Below are 23,408 nucleotides of genomic sequence, written 5' to 3'. Positions count from 1 at the left end.
TCGTTCACCACTCCGGCATTACCGGCTCGCCGCAGTTGGGACAACTCATCTGATCGGCGCTGTCACCCTTGGGGACCTCGCCGGTCGAGGTGCAGTACTCGCAGATCCATCGGGCCATGGTCCGACGCTAGGGCACTCAGGTCTCAGGGTCAGCCGTCGGCGTGGAGCCGCGCAAGGTGGTGGTCCAGGATCGCCTGCATCTGCAGGACGTCGGGGGAGTCGTCTGTGAAGCCAGACGCTTCCAGGAGCCGGGCGCGAGCCGGGACGTACTTGTCGGCCATGAGCTCGCGTGCCTTTGCCGGATCGTGCTGGGCCAGGTCGGGGTTGCAGGTGACGTTCCACGCGTTGTCGACCAGCTTGACCAGACGACCCAGTGGGTGCGCACACGCTCGGGAGATGAGCGCGTCGTATGGCTCGTCCGGCGGCCCCTTGGTCACTGACTCGACGGCCGCAACGACGTGGTCCGAAAACCCCTGCTCGCGCAGGTCTCGGGCTGTGGTCCCAGTGTCTTCGATGATGTCGTGGAGCCAGCCAACGGCCTCGGCTTCGGTCCCGAACACGGCAGCCGCATCAGCGATGGGGTGCAGGTGCGCGTCGACGTAGTTGCGACCGAGCTTGTCCAGTTGGGTGGCGTGCGCCTCCGCAGCGACCGTGCGAGCTTGCTCCAACATGCGGCCTCCCTGATGTGGCTTGGGCCTTCGCCCACCAGCGGATCTGGACGGTACGCGACGCGTGCCTCCGGCATACTCCCGACATGACAGAGATCGAGGGCCACCTGTTCATCGTCCACGGACGCATCGAGTCGGTGATCCACGACGCGGCGCTGGTGCCGGTGGATCAGGCCTACGACTTCAACTCGATCTGGGCTCCGCTAGTCGGGACGCGCCCTCCCTTGCCCCTGAAGTGGAAAGAGCGCGGGTACGGACGCATCAAGCCGGCGCCGGACCGGGTGTGGGCCGTCAGTATCGGCAACGGGCTGGACCCTTACGAAGAAGTTGTCGGCCGGATTGTCGGCGCCATGCAACGCATCGAGCTCCGGCGAGATGCCTATCCGCCAAAACGGGGCACTGGGACGTTGCCGCTGGTGGCCGTTCCGGTCATTGGCATCGGCCGCGGGGGGTTTGGAAGCGACCGGGGCTCAGTCCTTCGCATGCTGGTCGAGGAACTGACGCGTGCCGCCCGCGAGCTCAAGCTTGACGTCGTACTCGTGACTCCCGATCCCGCGGTCTTCGCCGCTGCCCAATACGCGCGACGTCGGCTGACCGTCAAGCTCGAACCGGGACTGGAGAGGCGTGCCCGTGAACTCGGCACGGCGGCACGAGCCGGCCAGCTCGCGGTCCTCATGGGAGCGGGTGTCTCCGCGGCAGCCGGTCTTCCCTCGTGGCACGGGCTGCTCGAGGAGCTCGAGGGCGACTTGAACATCAACTATCCGGACGCCAGCGGCGTCCCGAACTCGATCGATCGCGCCGAACTGATCGAGCGCGCGGACAAGAAGGGATTCCAGCAACGGATCGCGGCAACGGTGAACGCGGTGTCCCACCCGTCGTTGTTGCACGCCCTGCTGGCAGGCCTGGACTGTCATGAGGTCGTCACCACCAACTACGACACGCTCTATGAGCAAGCAGTGCGCGCGACGGATCGTGAAATCAAGGCGGTCATGCCGTGGAACTCGGCGCATGGTGCCGAAAGATGGATCCTCAAGCTCCACGGCGACGTCGACCACGTCCAGCAGATCGTCCTCACGCGCAGGCACATGGTCCGGTACGACGCAGCCAACCGGCCGTCTGCGGCGGTGCTCCAGTCCCTTCTTCTGACCAAACGCCTGCTTGCCGTAGGCGTGTCGATGACCGACGACAACGTCATTCGGCTCGCGCACGAGGTGCAGGCCTATCGCGATGAGCACCAGGAGGGTGAGCACGGCACCTTCGGCACCGTTCTGGACACGGACGGAGACGACATCCGGGCGAAGCTCTGGGATGGACAGCTGGACTGGGTGAAGCTCGAGGCGGAGTCCGGGCTGCCGGGGCGCCGGGCGCAGGAGCTCTTCCTGGATCGCGTTGCCGACCATGCAGCGCGTGACTCCTCGTGGCTCCTCGACCAGCGGTTCGAAGGACTCCTGGAGCGCGACGAGGACAGACGACTCGCGGATGAGGTTCGCGAGCTTTACCGTCGCATTCCTCAGCGGGCCGGCGACAAATGGGCGCCGTTGCTGCAACGGCTCGAGGAGTTGGGCGCTTCATCCGGCGAGCGCGTGAGGGTTCGCCGTCGCGAGGATCAGCGCGACTTCCGGTAGAGCGTCGCCGGCCTGCCCCGCAGCCCGTCAGAGACCACGACCTTGCCATTGCGCGTCAGCGGCTCGACGTACTCCCGCATCCGTCGGTTGAAGTTGTCCTTGTGCAGCTCGGCGCCGACGACGGCCTCGTGCACCTTGCGCAGCTGGCGCAGGGTGAACGGCTCGGGCAGGAACCCGTCGGGGTCGGGATGGATGTCGACGTAGCGGTAGCGGATCTCGTAGCGGTCGCGTAGAGCGTCCACCGCCGCAGAGACGATTTCGTCGTGGTCGAAGAGCAGACGCGGCTCGCCGCGGAGACGTCCGTCGGCCGCAACCGACACGAGGTCGCCGTGGGCGTCCAGCAGTTCGGTCTCTGGGAGCGAGAGGGAGTGCGCGGCTGAGATCACCCAGCTGCGGTCGTCGCGGTCGGGATCGTCGAAGAGGCGCAGCAGCCGGGGTCGGTTGCGCTCCGAGGGCTCGATGCCCACCTTGCGGCGCAGGACGTCGTCGACGGTCCGGTCGACCGTCCACCGCTCCCTGATGAATCCACCGGGTAGCGAGCGGCCGTGGGGCTCACGGCGGTCCTGCACCAGGACTCGCAGCTGGGGGTTTGTTTCGGAGGGTCCGCCTACTGTCAGCACCGCGACATCGACAGTGACACCGGGTCGAGGAAATGAGTCGAGGTCCGCCATGCGTCAGACATTAGCGCGATGCGCGTGTTAATGTTTAGAGACAATCGAGTGCTAAAGGAGACGGGGATGGACGAGAGGGACTTCGACGAGGGCGCCGCTGAACAGTCGGGTGCGACGCGGGAGCTCGACCAGGGCTGGGGCCAGCTGGCGCGGTGCCTGGCCGATCACCTGGGCGAGATGGCCTCGGAGGAGGACCACCTCGTCCTCGAGCTCCCCCGCGGGCACGAGGGCGGGTCGACGCCGTACGCGCAGTTCGCAGGATTCGACGGCGGGCAGATGCTGCGCGCCGAGCTCAGCGGCGACGTCTACCTGACGCCCGCGAGTCGGCTCGGCGCCGAGTGGTGCGATGCCCTGCGGGCGATGGGGTGGCTGGGCAACGACGACGAGGAGCCCAACTGGTACGTCGAGCGCCCGCTCGGCGACATGAAGGCCATCGCCGGCCTCGTCGTCGGCGCGCTGCGCGAGGCATACGGCGTCGCCCACCCGCTGCTGCTGACCTACCGGGCATGGGGACCGGCGGTTGGCGGAGCCGCCGAGCTGGGACTGAGCGCGACCGAGGACGTGCCCGTCGAACTGCCAGATGCGCCGGACGGGTCGGCGGCTCTCATGCCCGAAGATCGCGAGGAGCTCGTGGAGATGGTGGGCATGACATTGGAGGCGAAGTACGGTCACCGGCCCGACGTCGACGACGACGGCGATCTCGTGCTCAGTCACCTCGACCAGTTGGTGTGGGTGCGGGTGCGACCGGACACCCCAGCCGTCGAGATCCTCGCTCGCGTTACCCACGGCATCCACTCACGCCGCGCGACCGCCGCCGAGATCGCGGTCCTCAACCGCGACAACCCCTGGGTGAAGTGGACCCTGCAGGAGCGCACCGTGTGGCAGCACATCGTGTTCCCCGCGCTGCCCTTCGCCCCCACCCACCTCGAGGCGATGGTCGATGTCTTCCTCGGCACCATGTCGGCCACGCGCGACGACCTGGCGTTCCGCGTCGGCGGGCGGGTGGCCTGATGAGCGACATGGACAGCCTGGCCCTCCACCAGGCGATGGAGGCCGAGATGATGGGCGGCCTCGGCATCTCGCCTAGGGCGGCGATGCTGGTGGCCAGGGAGCGCAAGAGGGAGAGACTGCTCGAGACGCTCGGAACGGCGTCGGGCGCGACCCTCGCCGCCGCGGCCGCCAGCGCGCTCGTCACCTTCGCCGAGCTGCTCGCGGCAGGCCTGCCGCGCGAGGATCGCCTCGCCGAGCTGGCCATGCTCTACCGCGGGGACTGCCCGGTCGGTTTCCTGCGGGAATCACGCTTCCAGGGGGAGGTCATACGCGACCCCGCGCTACCCGTGTCCACAGCCCGAGCGGTGCTGGAGGCAAAGCCCTCGGCGCTGGAGATAGACGTCCTCAGCAGGCGCAAGGACCTCGCCAACAAAGAGCTCCAGCTGGCCGCCGTGCGGGGTCGCGCTCGCGCCCGTTGGCAGGGCAAGAGCGGTGGAGAGTACGCCGCGCTGCGGTGCCTGCCGGCCGGGTGGCTGGAGCTGGCCGGCAACGGGGTGGACGAGGAGATCGTCGGCATCCTGCGCAACCCCAACTGCTCCGAGGCGGTGGTGCGGCGCTACATCACGTGCGGCACGGCCCGCGTCCGCCTCCAAGCCCTCCTGGCGACGCACCGCCGTGGTTTGGCCATCGAGTCGTCGTTGGTCGTCGCCGCTCGCGACCTGCCCATGACTGACTCCCCAAAGTTCCCCCGCCGTGACCGCGTGGTGGAGGTCGCCAACCGCATCCTCGCCGCCCGATGACAGCGCCCATCACCTCCACGACAGGAACAGCCATGACTCTCCACCTCACACCCGCCCAGGTCGACCGCGCTTGCGGCGTGCTCATCGCTTCCGCGGCGGGCGACGCGCTCGGCGCCGGCTACGAGTTCGCCAGTGTGGCCCCCGACCTCGTGCCTACGATGATCGGCGGCGGCCTCGGTGGCTTCGCGCCCGGCGAGTGGACCGACGACACCTCGCAAGCTGTGGCGATCGCCCAAGTCGCCGCCACTGGCATCGACCTGCGCACCCCCGAGGCGTTGACGCAGATCGCGCAGGTCTTCGCCGACTGGTACGCCGGCGGCCCCGCCGATGTCGGCATCCAGACCTCCGCCGTCCTCTCCGGTGCTGGGCGCAACCCGACCGGCGACGAGATGGCCGAGGCTGCGCGGGTCGTGCACGAGCGCTCAGGCCGCAGCGCCGGAAACGGATCGCTGATGCGCACAGGGCCGGTCGCCCTGGCGTTCCTCCACGACCCCGAGGGCCTCGTCGAGGCGGCGATGGCGGTCAGCGCCCTCACCCACCATCAGGACATTGCCCAGGAGGCCTGCGCCGTCTGGTGCCTGATGATCCGCCACGCAGTGCTGACCGGCGAGCTCCCTACGTACGACGACATCGCCGCGTGGATGCCCAACGCCGACCACTGGCGCGGGCTGCTGGCCGAGGCCGAGACGAAGTCCCCGTCAGCCTTTGCCCGCAACGGCTGGGCCGTCGGCGCCCTGCAGGCGGCGTGGTCGGCGATCACGCACACCCCGCTGCCGACCGATGGTCCCGCCTGCGGTCACCTCGTCGACTCCCTCTCCACCGCGATCCGCATCGGCCACGACACCGACACAGTCGCCGCCATCGCCGGTGCCCTGCTCGGAGCGCGGTGGGGGATGAGCGCCGTGCCCGCTGCTTGGCGCCGGGTGCTCCACGGTTGGCCCGGCCTGCGAGCGCTGGACCTCGAGCACCTGGCCGTGCTAACCGTCCGGGGTGGAGCGCCGGGCAAGTACGGCTTTGGCCGCTGGTCGACCACATCGACTACACGCACTTGCAGTACGGCCTGCCCGCGCTCGCCACGCACCCGCACGACGACGGGGTACTGATCTCCAGCGCCACCGTCCTCGACGAGGTCCCCGACGAGGTCGACGTCGTCGTCAGCCTCTGCCTGACCGGGCGCACACAGATCGATCCGCGGCTGGAGCACATTAACTTCCGGCTGATGGACCAGGCGGAGCCGGAGCAGAACCCCAACCTCGACTTCGTCCTGATGGACGCTGCCCGGCTCGTGGCCGACCTGCGCGATGAGGGCAAGACCGTGCTGCTGCACTGCGCCGCCGCCCACTCGCGCACACCCACGGTCGCTACCGCCTACTCCATGCTGCGGGAGGTGGAGCTCGATGACGCGCTGCCGGCGGTTTGTGGGGTGCTGCCGGCAGCGCGACCCAACCGGGGGTTTCGGGAGGCGTTGCGTCGGATCTCAGTCGCGAGGTAGCGGGGCGCTCGGTCGGGTGTCTACTGCTCCGATCTGCGGACGCGAAGGACCGATCTGGGTAGCCTAGAACTTGGCCGTTCAACCCGCCGAACGAGAGTGCGCAGCGACCCACATGCTTAGCCTATTGTCCCGCATCCCGGTTCAAAGCCAGAAACCCATCGCCAGCGGACTCTTGTGGGCGGCCGTTCTCAGTGCCCCTTGGGCATTCCTCATGTACCTGGGCTTCTCAGAAGCGACTGAGGAGAAGTGCACCGGGCATCTGTGGAATAAGGAGTGCACGGAGATCGACATCCCGTTGAGCGAACGGCTTCCCGACCTACTGATCGCGATCGGACTGGTGGTCTTCGCGCTTGTCTGTGTACTGGTCGCTCTGCTGCTGACAACTATGCAAGGGCATCTTAAGAGGTACTTATCCATCCTCACGGGCGTCGAGTCGATGAGCGTTCAGAAGATTGCGAGCATCACGAACTCGAACCCGGCCAAGGTGCGCCGCGAAATTCAGAGCATGATCGACTCCGACATGATTGACGACTTCCATATTGATTACGGGGCAGACCAGGTAGTCAGCAAGAAGTATGTCCCGAAGACGTCACGCAAGACGGTAGTGACGTGCCGGGCGTGCGGCGCCAACAACGAGTTAATCGTCGGCATCACGCGCGCGTGCGGCGCGTGTGGTGAGCCGTTGGTACTGAACACACCCTGATTGGTCGGACGTCTCGCCTAGGGTGCCAACACGAGACGAGGTTCGTCTCAAGTGTGAGCGCATCACGCGCGCGAAAGGCGGGAAGCGATGGGACTGATCAGCGCAGCGGTCGGTGCGGTCGGGGGAGCTCTCGCTGACCAGTGGCGAGACTTCTTCGTGGCTCCCAGGTTCGACGAGCAAACCATTGTCGCTCCGGGCATCTTCCAAGAGAGCAACAGGGGCCGCGGCTCGAACCGGTCCGCCACCGCCAATGTGATCTCCGACGGATCGCGCGTCGTCGTACCCGAGAACACCGCCGTGATTATTACGGATGGCGGCCGGATCGTCAGCCTGTCTACTGAGCCGGGCTACTTCGTGTTCCGCAACGACGGTCAACCCTCCGTCTTCAGCGGGATCGGGGTCTACCAGGCGCTCGTTCGGGAGTCATGGGAGCGGTTCAAGTTCGGGGGGCAGCCAAGCCAGCAGCAGCTCATCTACTACGTCAACCTCCGCGAGATGCGGAACCTCCGCTTCGGCACACCCGGCTTGTTGCCTTACAAGGACTTCTCGCTCGTTCCCCAAGGCTCCAGTCAGGCACCCGTTCTTCGTCTCCGGGCCCGAGGTCAGTACTCGGTCCGAGTGGTGGACCCCCTCCGGTTCTTCTGCAACTTCCTGCCGGCCAATACTCAGTTCTACTCGCTGGCTGAGGAGGCCGCGAGCGGGCAATTGCGCCAGGAGTTCCTCACCGCGTTCCAAGCGGCATTGCAGGCCTTGTCTCGGACCACTGACATCGCTTCGCTCGCCTCACACGGCCCTCAGGTCGCCGCGGAACTCACCAACGGGGACGGGCCGGGTGGGTCCTGGTTGAAGCGCTTCGGTCTCGAAGTGGTCGCGGCCGCAATCAGCGCCATCGAGTACGACGAGGCGTCGCGTGAGCTGATGGACAAGTACAACAAGGGCCTGATGCTGGGGGGCGGCATCGGCAACGCGTACACGCAGACAACGATCGCCGACTCGGCTCTCGCAATGGCTGAGGGCGGAGAGGGCGGGGCAGGGATGATGGGGCTTGCGATGGGTCTTGGCGCGGTCGGCGGAACAGTCTCAGGACTGCATCAGCCGACTACCGCGCCGGCTCAATCTGACCCTGTAGCCGTGTTGGGACAGCTAAAGGCCATGCTCGATCAGGGACTGATCACCCCCGAGCAGTACGCAGCAAAGCAGCAAGAGGTACTCGGCCGGATGTGAGGAGTCAGAGGTCAGCGAGGTAGCTGCCTTCTGGATGCAGGAATAGCAGCAGCGTCTTGACGTCGCGTCCGGTCGCCGCGGTGAGCATGTCGCGGTAGGCCCGGAGCTGGGGTGTGTAGAAGGCGACCTTGTCGGTGAGGGTGTCGGGTCGCACCACGTCGGTCTTGTAGTCCACGACGACCAGGGACTTGTCGTCCTCTTCGTAGATGAGGTCGATGATGCCCTCGACCAGGACGCCGTCAGTCCCGGGGGCGCCGACGTACGCCTCGCGCCAGTGGGTCCGGGCGGCAGCGCGCTGCACGGTCTCGCTCGTCAGCGCCGAGCGCACCAGCCGTGCGACGACGTCCTCGTGCTCGGGGATGGCTTCGGCGATGACCTGGGCGCGGACGGCTTGCTCGAGTCCAGACCCGGTGGCGAGGTCGACGGTCTGGAGCGCCGCGTGGACGGCACGACCCACCGCAGAGCCGTAACGGCCCTTGGACCAGGGCGGCAGCTCGACATCACGCGGACCCTTTGCCAGGCCGGCGTCTGCTTCGGCGAGCACGACCTCGGGGTCGGTCCCTTCGGGGCCCGACGCGGTGATGGCTCCGGGCATGCGACTGGCCCGGCGAGCTGATGTCACACCTGCAAGCCAGGTGTCGAAGTCGGGCGGGGGAGTCACGGCTGCCGACGAGGCATTGACGGGTCTCGGCTCGCCGTCCCACACGAAGTGCTGCGGCGCCGCGACCTCGTGCGCCTGGGCGTGCGCCAAGAGCTCGGCCGGAGTCAGGCGTTCGGAGGTTCGGTCGGTGCGGTGCATCGAGACGATGAGGTGGTCGCGTGCTCGGGTGGCGCCGACGTACATCAGGCGGATGCGTTCGTAGTCGTCCATCTGCTCGTCGAGCTCGGCGGCCTCTTCGAAGGAGACCTCGCGCAAGTTGGCCGCGAAGCTGACGGTGTAGTCCGCGTCGCCCCACAGCAGGCGGACTCCGTACTGCGTCCGGGGCTGATTGGACATGCCGGACAGCACCACGATCGGGAACTCCAGCCCCTTGGCCGCGTGGATGGTCATGACGCGTACGGCGTCGCTGTCTCGTTCGGGGAGGATCGCCTCGGAGACGCGGGCCTTCTCTTGGGCCTGGTGTGCCACCCAGTCGAGATAGGCGCGCAGCCCGCCATGGGAGACCTCGCTCCAGGCGCGGGCCTGGTCCACCAGGAACCTGATGCGTCGCCACGAGTCACGCGTGCGAGGCTGGTATGCGGACAGCTCGAGGAACCGTCGGTCGGCGACGATTTTGGCCAGCACCTCGCTGGGCGTGAGCCAGCGAGCGGCCCTCTCCAGGGAATGCAGGTAGTCCATCGCGACACCGACGGGTGTGTGGCTGAGTTGGTCGTCCGCGACCTTGGAGTGCAGGTCGAGCCACCTCCCGCCGTGACGCCACGCCAAAAGGTCGTCGTCGCCGCATCCCATGGCGGGGGTCCGCAAGGCGATGACGAGTGCCAGCTGGTCAGAGGGGTCCGCAATCGCGCGAGCGATTATCAGGAGGTCGCGGACCTCGGCCGCCTCGTAGACCAGAGACATCGATTCGGCGCGGAAGGGGATGCCGGCCGTGTCCAGCGCGTCTTCCAGCCTCGACATGGAGGTGCGCGAGGGCAGGAGTACTGCGATGTCGGCGAGCTGTGCGGGACGCCAGAGTTGGTGGGTCTGGTCGAAGACGGTCCAACCCTCGGTGATCACCTGGGCGATCGCACCTGCCGCGTCGGTCGCCTCGGCGGCTCGGATCCCGTCCGCCGTGGTCTCCGGGTGGAGTTCGACACCCGACACCATCACGGCGGGGCCGATGAGCTTGTCGCCGGTGTCGCGGTGGGCCACGAGGGGCTCGTAGGTCGGCTGGGCATCCTGTTGGAACGTGATGAGCTCGCAGAAGACGCCATTGACCCACTTGACCACTCCGGGCACGGATCTGAAGTTGGTCGAGAGGGACGCGGGTTCGCCGATGACGCCCTGGGCGCCGAGGTAGGTCTTGATACTCGCGCGGCGGAATCGGTAGATCGACTGCTTGGCGTCACCGACCACGAAGAGGCGACCATCGGGCACGGTGACGTCCCGCCAGTCCGGTTGGCTTGCATCGCGGCCACCTGCGATGCGCACGGCGATCTCGATCTGGATCGGGTCGGTGTCCTGGAACTCGTCCAGGAGGAGCCGTTCGTAGGTCTGGTGCAGCGTGTCTCGGACGTCCTCGTCGCGGGCGAGCAGGTCGCGGGCCAGCACGAGGAGGTCGTGGAACTCGAGCCGACCGGAGCGGCGCCGCTCGGTCGCCTCGGCGAGGACGCGGTGCGCGCACCAGTAGGTGATGTGGCGCAGGCACTGAGCGACGATCTTCGCCTTGAGCTCCATGGCATCGGCCACGACCTCCCGCAGGGAGTCACGCACTGCCTTGGGGTCGATCCCTGACCAACTCCCCATGGTGCCGACGTTGCCTGTCTTGAACCCGGCGAGGGCAGGAAAGGTTCGCATGGTCTCGTGTACGTCGGCGGCGTTGAGCAGAGCGCGAAGCAGCGCCTCCGTCTGCTCGACCACCGGGAACAGTTTGTCCGACGGGTCGATGCAGCAAGCCCTCAGGTCTAGGACTCGGTTGAGCCCCTTCTCCACGTCATCAAGACCCGGCACTGACAGTGGCTTGGGCGGATTGCTCAGGACATGAGTCCTCAGGCGGTCCCAGTCCTGCCCCAGCAGTCGGACCGTCTGTCGCACGTGCTTGAGCTGGATGCCTGCGGAGATGCCGAGCGTGAGCGCGTCTGCCAGCTCCTCGTCGTCGAGCAGGTCGCGCTGGATCCGGGCCCAGCGCTCCTCGAACGCGATCGAGGAACCGACCTCGTCGAGCACGTCCAGTGCCGGCGGAGTCCCTGCCTCGATGGGGTGGGCCGTCAGAATGCGCTGCGCAAACGAGTGGAGGGTGCCGATGGCGGCGAGGTCGAGCTGCTCCAGCGCTACCTCGGCGCGGCGGAGGGGCTCGGGATCGCTCTCCTCTGCGAGGGCCCTTTCGAAGCGGGCTCGCAGCCGATCACGCAGCTCTGCCGCCGCCTTGATCGTGAAGGTGACCGTCGCGACGCGTTCCATCTCGACGCCGTCCTGGAGCACCAGCTGCGCGACGCGCGCCACCAACGAGCTGGTCTTGCCGGAGCCCGCACCCGCGCGGACGAACAGGGTCCGGTCGGTGTGCGTCTTGATCCGGTCGCGCTCGTCCTGGTCCACGGGATCAGTCATGCTTCACCTCGTTGTTGAGCAGGAGGGCGGTGAGCCGGCTCAGCTCTGGTTGCGCGGCCTTGGCATTCCACGCTCGACGGAGGGCGCCGTAACCCAGCCCGTCGGGATTACAGAATGCGCACTGCACGAACGCGAAGTCGTCCCCGGCAGGTGGGATGTTGGGGAAGTGCCCTGCGGCGATCGCCTCGGTGAGGACGTCGATGACGCCTGCGTATGTCTGCCTCACCTGGTCGTCGACGACCAGGTCGATCCGGCGATCCTCCTTATGGACGAACCAGTAGGAGGCGGTGACGGGGAGGTCCGTGCCCAGCGCGCGCTGGGCGGCGATGGCGTACGCCGGCAGCTGGAGCTTGGCGCCGAACGGCACGGGATTGTGCTGCTTGATGTCCTTGAACCGCCTCGTGGAGCCGGTCTTGATGTCGGTGACGTAGACACGGTCCGATGTGAGGTCAACCTTGTCGGCGCTGCCCCGCATAAGCACGCGCCCCCCGGGGACGGAGATTTCAATTGGAGGTGATCCGTCCATGCCGAACGCGAGCTCGGCTGCCTTGACCTCAGCACCCACCTGGGCGCGCCAGTCGTTGTCGACATCGAGCATGCTCGAGAGCGTCGACAAGATCTTGGCCTTCTCGATCGCCCAAAGGCGCTGATGGCCGGTGACACCTCGGTGCTCATACTGGAGTGCCTTCTTCTCAGCGAGCTCAAGCAACGCATCACGGTGGATGCCGGTCCACGGCTGACCCGGGCCCGGCAACTCATCGGCGAACTTCTTCGCAAGGTCGTCCATGCACTCGTGGATGAAGGTTCCGAGCTCGTTGGCGGGGATGCTCACGATGTCTTCGGGGTTCTCGATCGGCTTCACCGAAAGCAGGCGCTCGACGAAGAACGCGTGGGGGCAGCCAGCGAACCTCTCCAGTGCCGTGGGGGAGATGACGTGATCGGACGCGCGGTAGTCCGGCAGTCCGGGCGCTCCGGCGAGGTTGCCGTCGAACCGGGTGAACTGTGGGCTCTCCCGCGCCGCTACGACGGATCGGGCGTGGTCGGTGATGCTGTCGTCGAGCACGTCTGCACGCGCGGCACGAACTCGCCACTCCTGCTCCGTTGCTTGGTGTTCGGTGGTTTCGAGCTCACCGGCGAAAGAGCCGGCCGCCTCCACGCCGTAGTGGAACGGGGCCTCGGCCCACTGGGTGGCGGCCAGTCCGGGCTCTCCTGACAGGGCTCGCAGCGTGGGCAACAGCCACCGACTGGGCAGGCGCTCGCGGGTCTGCCGCAGATCGCCTCGAGGGAAGCTGGCCACGACGGTCGGGGCGGCAGCAAACGCAGCCACCAGATGTTGCCGTTGGAGCTCCACCTTGTCCGCCAGTGTGGGGAGCTCGCCGTTCAGCTTTCGCCGGATCCGGTCAGGGAGGAGTGCACTGTCGCTGGGGCTGCCCGGATAGAGGTCCTCGCTCAGGCCCACGACGTACATGGTGTCGACGGCCAGCCCAGGGGCGGTCGCCAGCGGGCCGACGTACACACCGTCGCCGAACCTGCCCACCCGGGGCAGCGCCGACTCGAGGTCGACCTGGAGGACGCTCAGGAGCGTGTCGATGGTCGGTGGTGTCGCAGTGTCGTCGAGGACGGTGACCCCTCGGAGCGCGAGCAGGATGGTGCGCGCGGCGTGCTGCTCCTCGGGCGGCAGCTTGGACTGGCGCGTCTCGTCGGCGATGAGGGTCTCGAAGAGCTCCGTGCCCCAGTCACTGATGGCGCGCCAGTCGTCGAAGCTGCGGGAGAGCTCGTTTCTCAGGCGGAGGGTAAAGGCCTGGAGTGCCTGGGCCGCCGGGCGGTCACCACTCCGAGCCTCGCTGGAGATCCATGAGCTGAGGCGACCATCCCAATGGTCTCCTCGGACGACACCCGCTGCGCGCGACAAGCGCTCCCAGCGCGCTACAGGGATGAACTCTCCTGCGAAGTTGCGGGCGCCGATCGCACCCAGAGCGCGGAAAAGGTCCGAGCGCGGCACGTCGTTCTCGACCAGCGCCAGCAGGTCAAGGAAAGAGCGAGCGGTGCCCCGCTCACTCACGGGTCGCGATCCGGGACCGTTGATGGTGACGCCGACGTCGTGGAACTGCTCGGCGAGCAGGCGTGCGTACGGCGTGCGATCGGCGTAGAGCACGGCAACTGACTCCTGTTGCCCCAAGCGAATCACGACGTCCCGCACGACGCAGCGCACCTCGTCGTCGGAGTCGGAGGCGTGGATCACGCGAGTTGCGATCGGCAGGTTCTCGGTTGGTGCCACCAGGATGAGCCCGCCGATCGCATCGACGAAGCGGCGTTGGCAGTTGTCCAATCGGCCAGGCAGGTAGAGCACGACCGCCCCCTCGATCGCCGCGACGTTGGCCGTAGCGGACTCCAGGAGATCAGCAGTGTCGAACCAGCTCCCCTCGAGTGCTGCGCTCACCTCGCGGTGCAGCCGGACCAGGTCGCCGGCCGGGGCAGGCTCGCTCGCAATGACATCGAGCGTCTGGTCGTCCAGATCCCGCAGCTGTGGGTGAGCCCGGGTGAGGGCCGCCACCGTCGCCGGGTGATCAGCAACCTCAGCGAAGGCCCCTGGCGCCGCTGCCAGAGCCGCCCGCCAGGCCGACGCCGTGACCGCGCGGGTCGCGGGACGTCTGGGCGCGAGGGATGGCGCCCCGAGCTGCTCGGCGAGGCGGTTGACGGTGGTCACCTGAATGGCCGCAACTCCACCGCGGCTCGCCAAGGCGCGGCGCGCGGTGATCGCCGCGATGTTGGACGGAGCGAGGATCGTCACCGGGGCGAGGGGGTCGTCTCGCTTCAGGTCGCCGACGACGGCGCACAGTTGCTCAAGCGCTGTCTGCCCCGTGATCACACCGCTCACGCTAGTTGGGATCCTCAGCCCCCGGGGCGAATCGCAGGGGCCAGCAACGGAAGTCATGCAGTGTCCGTGTGGCCGTAGCGTTCGACGTACTCCGGACTGGTGATCTCACCATGGAGGAACACCGCAGGGTCAACAGTTACGAATCGATCCGGTCGGCGGAGCAGCGTGTGCCAGACCTCCGACACACTGGAGCCCACGGACCGGTGCTCGGGAAGCGGGAGGGACGCCTCGTAGCCAACGTTCGCCGGCGATAGGACGTGCAGGACCCGCACGGCCGTGGCGCCTTCGACGCCTTCCTGCTCCAGGCGGTGTGCCAGCATCTGCTGTCGCATGAGTTGGTAGAAGGGCTCGTGCAGCATCGCGGTGAAGGCGACTACGTCGCTTCGAACAGGGCCCTCAGCGTGGAGGAAGTCAGCTTCGTACCTCTGGCGCCGCGTCTCGTCTGAACCGGTCCGCGGGTGCCCGTCGAGATAGGACTCGGTGTACTTCCACTCGACCAGAGCGACTTCGACGTCACCACGGCTGGTGCGGTAGCGGAACGCGGCGTCGACGCTCGTACACCTGGCGCCGCGCACCCGTGGCGCGCCCTTGCCCTCGTCGAAGTAGTCGATCGGGCCGATGTACTCGAACGTGAGGAAGCGCTCTCCTTCGATGGGCAGGACCTTGGCGATGTCGAGGGCGTGTCCGAATGCGCGCTTGATGCGGTGTGGCTCGTCAACCATCCGGAACAGTGCATTGGCGCACTGGACCTGAGAGTCGCGCAGGTGGTTGCTCGGACCGCCGTCGACGCCGTCGTGCCACGGGATCCCCAGCTCGGCAAAGAGGGCAAGGGCGCCGTGCCGCACGTCGGGCAGCAGGTTGTGGGCCACGAGATCGAGAGGCAGGAACAGCGGGAGCGGACCGTGCTCCTTGCCAGCGCGATCGGTGTAGGTGCCGCCTGCTCGCGCCTCGAACGGCAGTGTCTCGCTGGTCGCGAGCCAGTGAATCTGACGCTTGCTCTGCTCGGAGGCGTAGGGGTTCTTGTTCATGGTGCCCCGACCGTAAGTCGGGCCTCCGAATCATTGGCTTAGAGCCTCGCGTTTCACCACCGGCCGGAGAGCGAGGTTCTAGAACTTCATGCGAGGTCGCAGATCCCTGGTCACTGCCCCAGTTCCCAGGCCGCAGTGCGTGCAGCCAGCTCGGACCAGAACGGGACATAGGTCGGCGCGGGTGACTGGTGGCGAGGCGGCATGTGGAATTCGCGAGCAACGAAGTCGAGGAGATCGTCCCCGAAGACGATCACGTCAATCTCGTGGATGGAAAAGACGGGACTCGGCACGAAGATGGGGTCCACCGTGATGTACCGATACGAATGCACCGGGACCAGACGTGGCACTCGGTCGAGTTGTGCCCGCGCGGTTCGCTCGCGCTCGTCCGCCGAGGTCGGTCGCTCGCCCCAAGCGGGGGGCCAGAACGACATCCGCGCTGCGTTGCCCAGGACTCCCTCCACTGGCCAATCGAGCTGCTTGCGCAGATCCGCGGTGGCCCCGTGCCGCCAGTCCGGCCAGAACTCTCCGACCGGCAGCGCATCCTGCAGGAACTCGCGGTGCTCCTGCCCGAACTGGAATCCGACCCGTTCCTCGACGCGCGTGACTTCTTCGTCCGTCAGACCGGGGTCGAGCATGACCCCTCTGTCGCGCAGACGCTGAATCGACAGTGGCGGCAGCTGGAGCATCGGCCGATTATCGCGGACGACGGCTCTCTCCACTCGCTGGCGGATTCACGGCCAGCAAGCTTTGTGATTAGAGGTTCTCGCGACTGGAGACGAATCCCCGCACCCAGAAGTGTCTGAGGAAGCGATCCTCGGGAGCGTTGGAAGACCAAGGGCAGTCGGAGACCTGCTTACCCTCGCGCTGGGCTATTCCGCCGGCGCGGACAGCACGCAGTGCGTTAGCGCGACTGATCTCGCCGTCCACAGGGGCGTGTGAATCACTCATGTTCCCCTCCTTGGGGTGGGGTGCGAAACGAGGGCGGGGCTGGCTCGGCGTGCCTGGCGACCGCCTGCTTTCGCTGAAGGTCAGCGCGCGTCCTTTGGTGGACGAGGACCCGGGTGACTGTCAGGCAAGCTGGACTTGCTCCATCAACGGCGCCCAGTCGAGCTCGAGCAAGAACTGGCTCAACGCTGGATCGAGGGACTTCTCATAGTCACTGTTTCCCGCGGGTCCGACGGCCAGGGCGTCGCCACGCACGGCCCCGCCGAGCATCCCAACCCCGGCGATAGCGAACAAGACGGTTGCGCGCTTGTTCACCATGTCCGTCTCGAACGTGCCGTAGCGCGAGTTGACATAAACCGCGAGTTCGACTCCGTCTACGTTGAGATGACCTGCCTCTGCCGGCCCGCCCTGGACGAACTTGTAGTAATTCATGACGTTCCGCTCGTTCACAACCACTTTCGTGATCGGCGTGTTCTCGTCGTAAGGGATGTGCAGTCCTGTGATCGCCACGTGAATTCCGTCCGTTCATCGCGGCTTCGTGCCGCTTGTTCGCCGCAACCTAGCGGGCGTCGCGGGAGCACGTCACGGGATCGGTACCAGACCCGTACTACGCCGCGTCCCTTGCCGAACACGACCGCACACGTTACGTAGCTGCAGGGTGACGCCTAAGTGCGGAAGCCAGGTTTGTGGATCCTCTACTCCGCCTGCCCGAACAGCACCCCGCCCATCCGCGCCATGGCCTCCCGCCGCATCGGGTCGATGACGTGGGCGTAGCGCTGGGCGGTCCGATACTCCGTCCATCCCATCAGGTCCATGAGCGTCCGTGTGTCGACGCCATTGGCGAGGAGCAGGGTTGCGGCGGTGTGGCGGGCGTCGTGGACGCGGGCGTCACGCACGCCGGCGAGACGCAGCACCGCCTTCCACTCAGCCCAGTCGCGTCGGGGATCGATGGGTGCGCCGAACTCGGTGGCGAAGATCCAGTCCTCGTCCTGCCACAGGAAACCCGCCTGGAGGCGTTCGGAGGCTTGCGCCGCCTTGTGTGCCCGGAGGAGGGAAGCCAGCCCGGGCGGCAGCGGAATAGTGCGTGACTTGTTGTTCTTCGGGGTGCGGGCGACGAGACCGCCCTGGGTCCGTTCGGGACAACGGCCTCCCTGCTTGGTCCAACAAGAGGGCTGGCCTGCGTCGTCCCGCTCGCAGCCGTGGCGGCCGGTCTCGCGCCGCAGGGCGCGACGTACGACCAGCGACTCCATCTCGAGGTTCAGGTCAGGCCACTTCAGGCCCAGCGCCTCGCCCTGCCGAAGACCGAGGGCCAGTGCCACGCTCCAGCGGGTGCCGTTGCGCCGCTGTGCAGCGGCGCAGAGGATGCAAGCCGCTTCTTTGACGGTGAGCGGTTCCACCTCCACCTCTGCAGGCTTCTCGACCTTGACCTTCTTCGCGTGGTTCACCGGGATGCGGCCGGAGTCCACGGCGGCTGACAGGCACGACCGCAGGACCCGATGAGTGGCGTGGACGGTAGTGACGCTGGCCCCTGCCTGCTTCATGTCGATGAGCCGCCCTCGAATGACTTCGTCCGTGAGCGCATTCAACTTCACCTCGGCAAGATGCGGCAGCAGATGCACCTTGAGCGTTGACCGGTAGCCTTCGATGGTCTTGGCCTTGCGCCCCGCCAAGGGGAGGAGTTCCTCCAGCCAGTGGGTCGCCCACCACCCAAGGGTCGTGTCCTTGCTCGAGTGGATGTACTCCCCGCGGTCACGCGTCTCCTCGAGTCGGCGCTGCGCGCGGACGACCTCTCGGCGGGTCTTGCGCCGCAGGTGCTTGCGGTCGGGGCGGCCATCGGGGTGCCACCCCATCGGGACGTAGACGTGCCAGAACCCGTCCTTGCCCAGGTGCGGCGTGGGCGTCGAGAGGGCCGGGTCTTGCCGGGGGCGGCTCATGCTGCGCCTTCGCCAGGGGTGTCGAGGGTCTTGCTGCGGCGGGTGTCGATGCGGTGGGACTCGATGTAGGTGTCGACGTCGCTGCGCAGGATGCGCGTCGCGTAGTTCATCTTCACGTGGGGGAGGTCCCCGCACCGGAGCATGCGCTCGATGGTGGAAACGCTGAGTCGGAGGAGGGCCGCGGTCTCGCGCTTGGTCAGGAGGATCGGTGGTGTTCGCATGACCATCCCTGTGCCAGGTAAATCGAGGCAGCGGCCAACGACGAGACGCGGTACCGATGACATGACGGCAGCCTGCCGCCTGAAGATCACGACGCCCCCGAGACGTTGTTGAACCGTTCCTGCACCAAGCGAGTCCCGCGTGGCGTGACATCTCAGCAGGCGACAGGTCGTAGAACGCCAAAACCGCAGGTCAGCGTCCTGACCTGCGGCTTCTCGATTTGCGCGCCTGTAGGGATTCGAACCCCAAACCTTCTGATCCGTAGTCAGATGGGGGCCACGCGCGTGGCCGGGCGTTGAGCGCAAGTCGGGCAGCTTCCGAGCGCACATCGGCGTAGATCGGCGCACATCTTGGGGCGCCGGTGTGTCCGCAGTGTGTCCGATGTTGACGCCGTCCGGCGGCTGACGCCGTCCGCCCCGTTGCACCCGCCGCAGCATGTGGCCTCACTTGCCCTGCCGCCTACCAGGGCGGCGGCCTGTATCGGTTCCTACTAGCCATAGCCGGGAACGGTCATCGCAGGGCGGCGCACTGAGGAGTTTCGCCTGAGCTCAAAGGCTGGCCGGAAGCCTGGGGGTCACTATGCGATTGCCTGGCCAGCAACCCACAGGGACGTGGGACCACTAAAATCGACAGTAAGGGGTCGCACGGCCGAAATCATGCCGATACCCATTCGGAGCGGTCGTGATCGACACGTCTGCCACCGCGATGCAAGGAGCACGCCATGGACTACACCTACCTTCCGACCCCGCTCGCCATCTCGCTGGATCGGGTGCGCGACGCTCGCGGGGACGTGGAGTTGGATCCGTGGGGTCAAGTCACCTTCGAAGCGACCAGTCCTGAATACCCGGGCCTGTTCGGAAGGTCATCAGACGCCGATGAGGCCACCCAGCAATTGCTCGACACGATCATGTACGCGCTACCAATAGCGCCCGAGGTGACCCATGCGCTCCAAGACGCTGGATACCCACTCGAAGTCGTCGAGGCATGGGAACGGGAAACAGAAGGCTGCGCCGATCGCAGTTTCCGGCACCACGCAGTGACAGCCGTCGCAACGTTGCGGGCCTACACGAACGCAGGAATTCCCGCACTCGCGGCGTGCGGATTCGCGACGCTCCTCGACGTGGTCGACGCAACTGCAGTGCACGCGGCGGGGTGCACATCGCAGGACGTTCGAAGGTACGCGCAGATGGCCGACTCCAGCGGCTGGTGGGAGACCGACTTCGAAATCATACGGTGGCTGCGTGCCGGTATCGTCGCGGACCGCGGGGCCCTCTACGTAGACCACTGCACGGTTGAACAAGCCGTTGCTTGGGAAGCGTTTCTGGAGGCTAATGAGGTCCCTGACGACGATCTTCGAAGCCTTGTTCGTATTGGCGTCCAGCCGCAGGACGTGGCGGACGGATTCCCGGTGCATCGCGCTTCCTTTTACGCCCATTGCACCGCACCCTGGCTCAACGCCGTGGAATGGGAGGCATTCGCGAGCCGGCACGGAGTCTCTGACGCAGATCTGGTCGGGCTATTCCACCTTTTCGTCCAGCCGAAGTGCGTTGCACACACCTTTCCCCTCCACCGCGCCGCCTTCTACGCCGAGTGTGGAGCGTCCTGGCACGTCGCCATGGCGTGGGAGAACGCCCTGGCCGAGTACGGCCAGCAGGTCGACGACTCTGACCTTCGCGACATACTTGCGGCAGGACTCGAGCCAGAGTGCTTGTTGGAGTACTCCGCGGCGAGTGAAGACGCGGGCTTCGCTCTCGGGCAGGCAGCGCGCACCCTCTTGGGCCTGACTCCCCGGTAGAGGCGCTTCGTACCGCCCAGAATGGGGCTCTATCGGGTCCGCGGCGAGTAGGGGGCTGCGACGAGGACGATGATGCACACTTCGTCGATGGCTGCGCCTTGATGCTTCATCGACGGAGCGATACGGACATCAGGAGTGGTGGAACCAGGCTTCGCAGTCTGAGCAGTCATCCGTGGAGTAGGAGGGAAGATCCGGAACGAAAGAGCTCGCAGACGGCTGATGCTTGGTTGCGGCCGCCCACGCAGTAGTCCCGACTTGGCCTCGCGTTCCTTCGAATTGGCAGCAGCCGGCCGCTAACTGCAGCCCGGTCCGGACCGCCTTCTCCAGGTCCGTCTTTAGTAGTGATCCGGCCCCGAAACTTTCAATCGGAATCATGTCCAGCGTTCCAGATGTCAGCCAGTCCCCTGCCCCGCCGGCATCGACCAGCGGGGCGTCGAGCCTGCTGTCCAGGTGGGCCCAGCCCCGATCGCCCGGCAGTCGGTACCGGACACCTGCTGCACCGAGGCCCACGATCTGCACCTGCGGCGAGGTCTCCTCTTCAGCGGCATCGATCCCGAGGTCCGATGAGACACGCAGAATGTGGCTCGCTGCGGCCAGCGCAGCGGTTGCCGGTGGCCGACCGGGGGTCCCTGGCTCGAACACCACGACAGCCCGATCGCGCACTGACTGGGCGATCTTGATTGCGTACGAGCTAGCTCTGTCGAAGAAGTGGACTGCCGCATCGGGTGCCGAAGGCGCAGAGGTCGGCGCTAATGGGCGAAACTTTGCGTACTTCACTCCGCAGTGTGGGCAGGAGAACCTAAACCTGTGCCGTCCATTGACGACTTCGTGCAGCAGCACGGGGGTCTGAACCTCAGCGTCCAAGACGATCCTGCTCGTGTCGACGCCGTACTCGGCAAGCTGCCGCACAACCTCGCGGCCGGCTCGGTCGTCTCCGAGAAGCGCAGACACTGAGCTCTGCCATCCGAGCAATGCCAGATTCGTTGCCACATTCGCGGCCGTGCCGCCTACGACCGGCTTCATCTTCCCGTCGGCTACGAGGAGGTCGAGGACGACGTAGCCCGATGCGTGAACGGTTCGGCCGGCGTCGCTGGGCAGCATTCCCGGGATGGCTCCGTCCTCCTGCTGCCACTGAGATGTCACCTGCGCGGTATCTGCAGCATCACCCATCGGTCCACCTGAAGGTATGGACTCTCTGTCGATCCGGCTTGACCGCGGTCAGATAGCGAGAGAGCAGGTCCGGACCGCCCGGCCCGTCGTCTGCGAGGTTCCAGCAGCGACTCGGGTCGCCGGAGACTTGGTCGACGCTGAGGGTCAGTGTGTCGAAGGCCAAGAGTTCGTAGTCGTTGCCGTCAAGTCCGCCACGGTCGCCGATGGCCAAGGTGGCGCCAAGCCTTGTCTGCATGTCCTCGAGGTTGCTTCGCAGCAAGTTTTTCGTCGAGCTTGCGGGGATGACGTCGATGGAGTGTGCGGAGCGAACTGCTTTCAGTCGTATACGAGCATCAAGGTTCTCGCGGCCAACGAGCTCTTCGACGGCGCGTGCCAGTGCCGGCCAGTGAGCGGATCTTCCGGTGCCTGCTTCAAGACTGACCTGGAAAGGTCGCGCTTGGACGACGCCACCGAAACGGGAGGCCAGGCCTTGAAGTTCGCGCAGTGCACGACGCCCCCCTGCGGTTTCGGTGAAAGGTCCGGTCTTGCTGGGCTCGAGGGCCTGAACATCGTTGAGGGTTCCGCGCACGGCACCGTTGTACAGCCCGATCGCCACGCGGCTTCGCAGATCGGTCGGGAGCCATTCGCGCAGAGACTCTGGGAGAGACTTGCCGCGGCCGCTGACAAATCCCACGACGAGGCCTTGCCGGAGCAACCGGACGAACGACTCTTGGAGGTCTTCTGAAGGTGGCTCGAAGCGTCCTGCCGTAGTGCACACCGTCCCGTCGTAGTCGACAAGGATGCCCGCGATCGGGGTAGACACGGTCTTGCGCAACCACTGCGCGCGTCGGCGGCTAAAGTCTTTGAGTGTTGGTTCACCAACAGGTAGGCAGGCTGCTTCCAGTTTGGCGACGACGTCCGGACGGGCAAGCCGTCGGGGGAGATGTCTGCGGCTTTCCAGGCGGTAGAGCTGGCGTCCGAAACTTGGGACTTGAGGCCGGGCGGGGTCGAACCCACTGCGGTTCGAGATGGCCCCTGTCAGGCGCATCGATCGAACGAGGAGGTCAAGGCTCGATGCGGGCGCCCTTGCGGCGCTGGTGAGGTGCATGACGGGGATGTCGGCTGGAAGCAGGTCAAGCGTCGCGGTTGCGAGGGTCGCAGTGCGCGAGTCGCTCATGGCGATCACTGAGACGTGGCCGGCCATTCGGCTCAACCCAAGGTGCCTACCGTGTGCGAAGTTCCGGAAGTCGGTCTTCTGGACTGTCGCGAGTCCCGTCTCGACCAGCCTCGTTTCCAGGTCGGTGGCTGCAGCCCAGGTTCCCGCCGAGGAGAGCAGCAGCAGGTCGTCGCCTGGCCGTACGGCTCCGGGAAGCTTTGCAGTGAAGCCTGGCAAGGTCATCGGCAATCGGGAGAAATAAGCGGCAGCGAGCGCGGTCGACATGTTGAGCACGCTGTTTGTTGCAAGGAAGCCGTCGCTGGGACCTGGTCGCGAAAGGGTGACCACCTCGACCTGCGGAGAGGCAAACGCCCCTGTGAGCTCGCTGCGATTGCGTTCGGTGACGACGACGACGCGGGAAACCTTGCGCTCAAGTGCGGTTCGAACGGTAGCCGCGGTGTCGGGGTGCTTCGCGCTGGCCGAGATGATTACTACGGCACTGCCGGTTGCAACCTGGCTGGTTGCGAAACCAAGAGAGGTGATTGCGATGGCTGGGAGTCCGGTTTGCTGATTGTGCAGTTCGGCGGCGTACTGGGCGACGGCCATCGTCCCGCCGTTTCCGACGTACCAAGTCGGAAGCCACAGCAGCGATTCCAGCACGTCGTGCAGGACAGGCGAGCCCAATCGTGCGTTGTCGTAGGTTGCTTTCAGCGCTTGGAGTTCAGAGTCGTAGGACTCTTTCCGGCGGCTCAGAGGCACATATCCGGAGCGCGATGAATTTTTCCGCGGTGCTGCCATGCGTCTTGCTCGTCTCCGGTTCTGTCGCTTGTCTGCGCCGAGATGTTGATTCTTCCCTACCAGTGGCCGACGACATCCGCGGGTCA

Annotated in this window: 19 protein-coding genes and 1 tRNA gene; 8 read left to right on the top strand and 12 right to left on the bottom strand. The window is 66.3% G+C overall.

Annotated features, from left to right (window positions below; all coding sequences use genetic code 11):
* Nucleotides 1-149: 149 nt before the first annotated feature.
* Nucleotides 150-671, bottom strand: a complete 522-nt coding sequence (locus EUA94_RS18115; RefSeq protein WP_129428299.1) for a phosphohydrolase — start codon at nucleotides 669-671, stop codon at nucleotides 150-152.
* Nucleotides 672-754: 83 nt separating this feature from the next.
* On the opposite strand from EUA94_RS18115, the gene EUA94_RS18110 reads away from it, so the two are divergent.
* Nucleotides 755-2,293, top strand: coding sequence for an SIR2 family protein (locus EUA94_RS18110; protein WP_129428298.1), 1,539 nt, complete (start codon nucleotides 755-757; stop codon nucleotides 2,291-2,293).
* Here EUA94_RS18110 and EUA94_RS18105 read toward each other — a convergent pair.
* Entirely contained in the window at nucleotides 2,275-2,964 is a 690-nt protein-coding gene (locus EUA94_RS18105; protein WP_129428297.1) for an NUDIX hydrolase, read from the bottom strand. The two genes, EUA94_RS18110 and EUA94_RS18105, sit on opposite strands and share 19 nt — an antisense overlap.
* A gap of 66 nt (nucleotides 2,965-3,030) precedes the next feature.
* Here EUA94_RS18105 and EUA94_RS18100 point away from each other — a divergent pair, with 66 nt between their 5' ends.
* From EUA94_RS18100 to EUA94_RS18075, 6 genes are all read left to right on the top strand, one after another.
* Nucleotides 3,031-3,975 carry a T3SS (YopN, CesT) and YbjN peptide-binding chaperone 1 gene (locus EUA94_RS18100; protein ID WP_129428296.1) on the top strand — a complete coding sequence of 315 codons (945 nt, stop codon included), beginning with the start codon at nucleotides 3,031-3,033 and terminating at the stop codon, nucleotides 3,973-3,975.
* Complete coding sequence (locus tag EUA94_RS18095) at nucleotides 3,975-4,754, top strand: hypothetical protein (protein WP_129428295.1); 780 nt, start codon at nucleotides 3,975-3,977, stop codon at nucleotides 4,752-4,754. The genes EUA94_RS18100 and EUA94_RS18095 overlap by 1 nt, the downstream gene beginning before the upstream one ends.
* A gap of 32 nt (nucleotides 4,755-4,786) precedes the next feature.
* Nucleotides 4,787-5,857, top strand: coding sequence for an ADP-ribosylglycohydrolase family protein (locus tag EUA94_RS18090; RefSeq protein ID WP_129428294.1), 1,071 nt, complete (start codon nucleotides 4,787-4,789; stop codon nucleotides 5,855-5,857).
* Entirely contained in the window at nucleotides 5,803-6,246 is a 444-nt protein-coding gene (locus EUA94_RS18085) for a protein-tyrosine phosphatase family protein (protein ID WP_129428293.1), read from the top strand. The genes EUA94_RS18090 and EUA94_RS18085 overlap by 55 nt, the downstream gene beginning before the upstream one ends.
* Before the next feature lie 124 nt (nucleotides 6,247-6,370).
* A complete protein-coding gene (locus EUA94_RS18080; RefSeq protein WP_129428292.1) occupies nucleotides 6,371-6,949 on the top strand; it encodes a hypothetical protein in 579 nt (192 codons plus the stop codon).
* An 87-nt stretch (nucleotides 6,950-7,036) separates the two neighbouring features.
* Nucleotides 7,037-8,173 (top strand): SPFH domain-containing protein, encoded by a 1,137-nt coding sequence (locus EUA94_RS18075; RefSeq protein WP_129428291.1) that lies wholly within the window; start codon nucleotides 7,037-7,039, stop codon nucleotides 8,171-8,173.
* A 4-nt stretch (nucleotides 8,174-8,177) separates the two neighbouring features.
* Here EUA94_RS18075 and EUA94_RS18070 read toward each other — a convergent pair whose 3' ends face one another.
* The 8 genes from EUA94_RS18070 to EUA94_RS22260 form a co-directional block, all read right to left on the bottom strand.
* Nucleotides 8,178-11,420 (bottom strand): UvrD-helicase domain-containing protein, encoded by a 3,243-nt coding sequence (locus EUA94_RS18070; protein WP_129428290.1) that lies wholly within the window; start codon nucleotides 11,418-11,420, stop codon nucleotides 8,178-8,180.
* Complete coding sequence (locus EUA94_RS18065) at nucleotides 11,413-14,289, bottom strand: PD-(D/E)XK nuclease family protein (protein ID WP_207210616.1); 2,877 nt, start codon at nucleotides 14,287-14,289, stop codon at nucleotides 11,413-11,415. Before EUA94_RS18065 ends, EUA94_RS18070 begins: the two co-directional genes overlap by 8 nt.
* 62 nt (nucleotides 14,290-14,351) lie before the next feature.
* A complete protein-coding gene (locus EUA94_RS18060) occupies nucleotides 14,352-15,326 on the bottom strand; it encodes a PGN_0703 family putative restriction endonuclease (RefSeq protein WP_129428288.1) in 975 nt (324 codons plus the stop codon).
* Nucleotides 15,327-15,436: 110 nt separating this feature from the next.
* On the bottom strand, nucleotides 15,437-16,012 hold the full coding sequence (locus tag EUA94_RS18055; RefSeq protein ID WP_129428287.1) for a hypothetical protein: 576 nt from the start codon (nucleotides 16,010-16,012) through the stop codon (nucleotides 15,437-15,439).
* A gap of 382 nt (nucleotides 16,013-16,394) precedes the next feature.
* Nucleotides 16,395-16,781 (bottom strand): hypothetical protein, encoded by a 387-nt coding sequence (locus tag EUA94_RS18050; RefSeq protein WP_129428286.1) that lies wholly within the window; start codon nucleotides 16,779-16,781, stop codon nucleotides 16,395-16,397.
* A gap of 185 nt (nucleotides 16,782-16,966) precedes the next feature.
* A complete protein-coding gene (locus EUA94_RS18045) occupies nucleotides 16,967-18,205 on the bottom strand; it encodes a tyrosine-type recombinase/integrase (RefSeq protein WP_129428285.1) in 1,239 nt (412 codons plus the stop codon).
* A complete protein-coding gene (locus EUA94_RS18040) occupies nucleotides 18,202-18,426 on the bottom strand; it encodes a helix-turn-helix domain-containing protein (RefSeq protein WP_129428284.1) in 225 nt (74 codons plus the stop codon). The genes EUA94_RS18045 and EUA94_RS18040 overlap by 4 nt, the downstream gene beginning before the upstream one ends.
* Before the next feature lie 221 nt (nucleotides 18,427-18,647).
* Nucleotides 18,648-18,749: transfer RNA gene (locus EUA94_RS22260), tRNA-Ser, on the bottom strand.
* 396 nt (nucleotides 18,750-19,145) lie between these two features.
* Between EUA94_RS22260 and EUA94_RS18035 the strand changes: the two genes are divergently transcribed.
* Nucleotides 19,146-20,219 (top strand): hypothetical protein, encoded by a 1,074-nt coding sequence (locus EUA94_RS18035; protein ID WP_129428283.1) that lies wholly within the window; start codon nucleotides 19,146-19,148, stop codon nucleotides 20,217-20,219.
* 129 nt (nucleotides 20,220-20,348) lie between these two features.
* Here the strand turns inward: EUA94_RS18035 and EUA94_RS18030 are convergent, their stop codons facing one another.
* Complete coding sequence (locus tag EUA94_RS18030) at nucleotides 20,349-21,389, bottom strand: PfkB family carbohydrate kinase (RefSeq protein ID WP_129428282.1); 1,041 nt, start codon at nucleotides 21,387-21,389, stop codon at nucleotides 20,349-20,351.
* Complete coding sequence (locus tag EUA94_RS18025) at nucleotides 21,382-23,322, bottom strand: hypothetical protein (protein ID WP_129428281.1); 1,941 nt, start codon at nucleotides 23,320-23,322, stop codon at nucleotides 21,382-21,384. The genes EUA94_RS18030 and EUA94_RS18025 overlap by 8 nt, the downstream gene beginning before the upstream one ends.
* Between the last annotated feature and the right edge of the window lie 86 nt (nucleotides 23,323-23,408).

It is taken from the genome of Nocardioides zhouii, from assembly GCF_004137345.1.
In the GTDB taxonomy this organism is placed as follows: Bacteria; Actinomycetota; Actinomycetes; order Propionibacteriales; family Nocardioidaceae; genus Nocardioides; species Nocardioides zhouii.
This window is presented reverse-complemented; position numbering and strand designations above follow the sequence as displayed.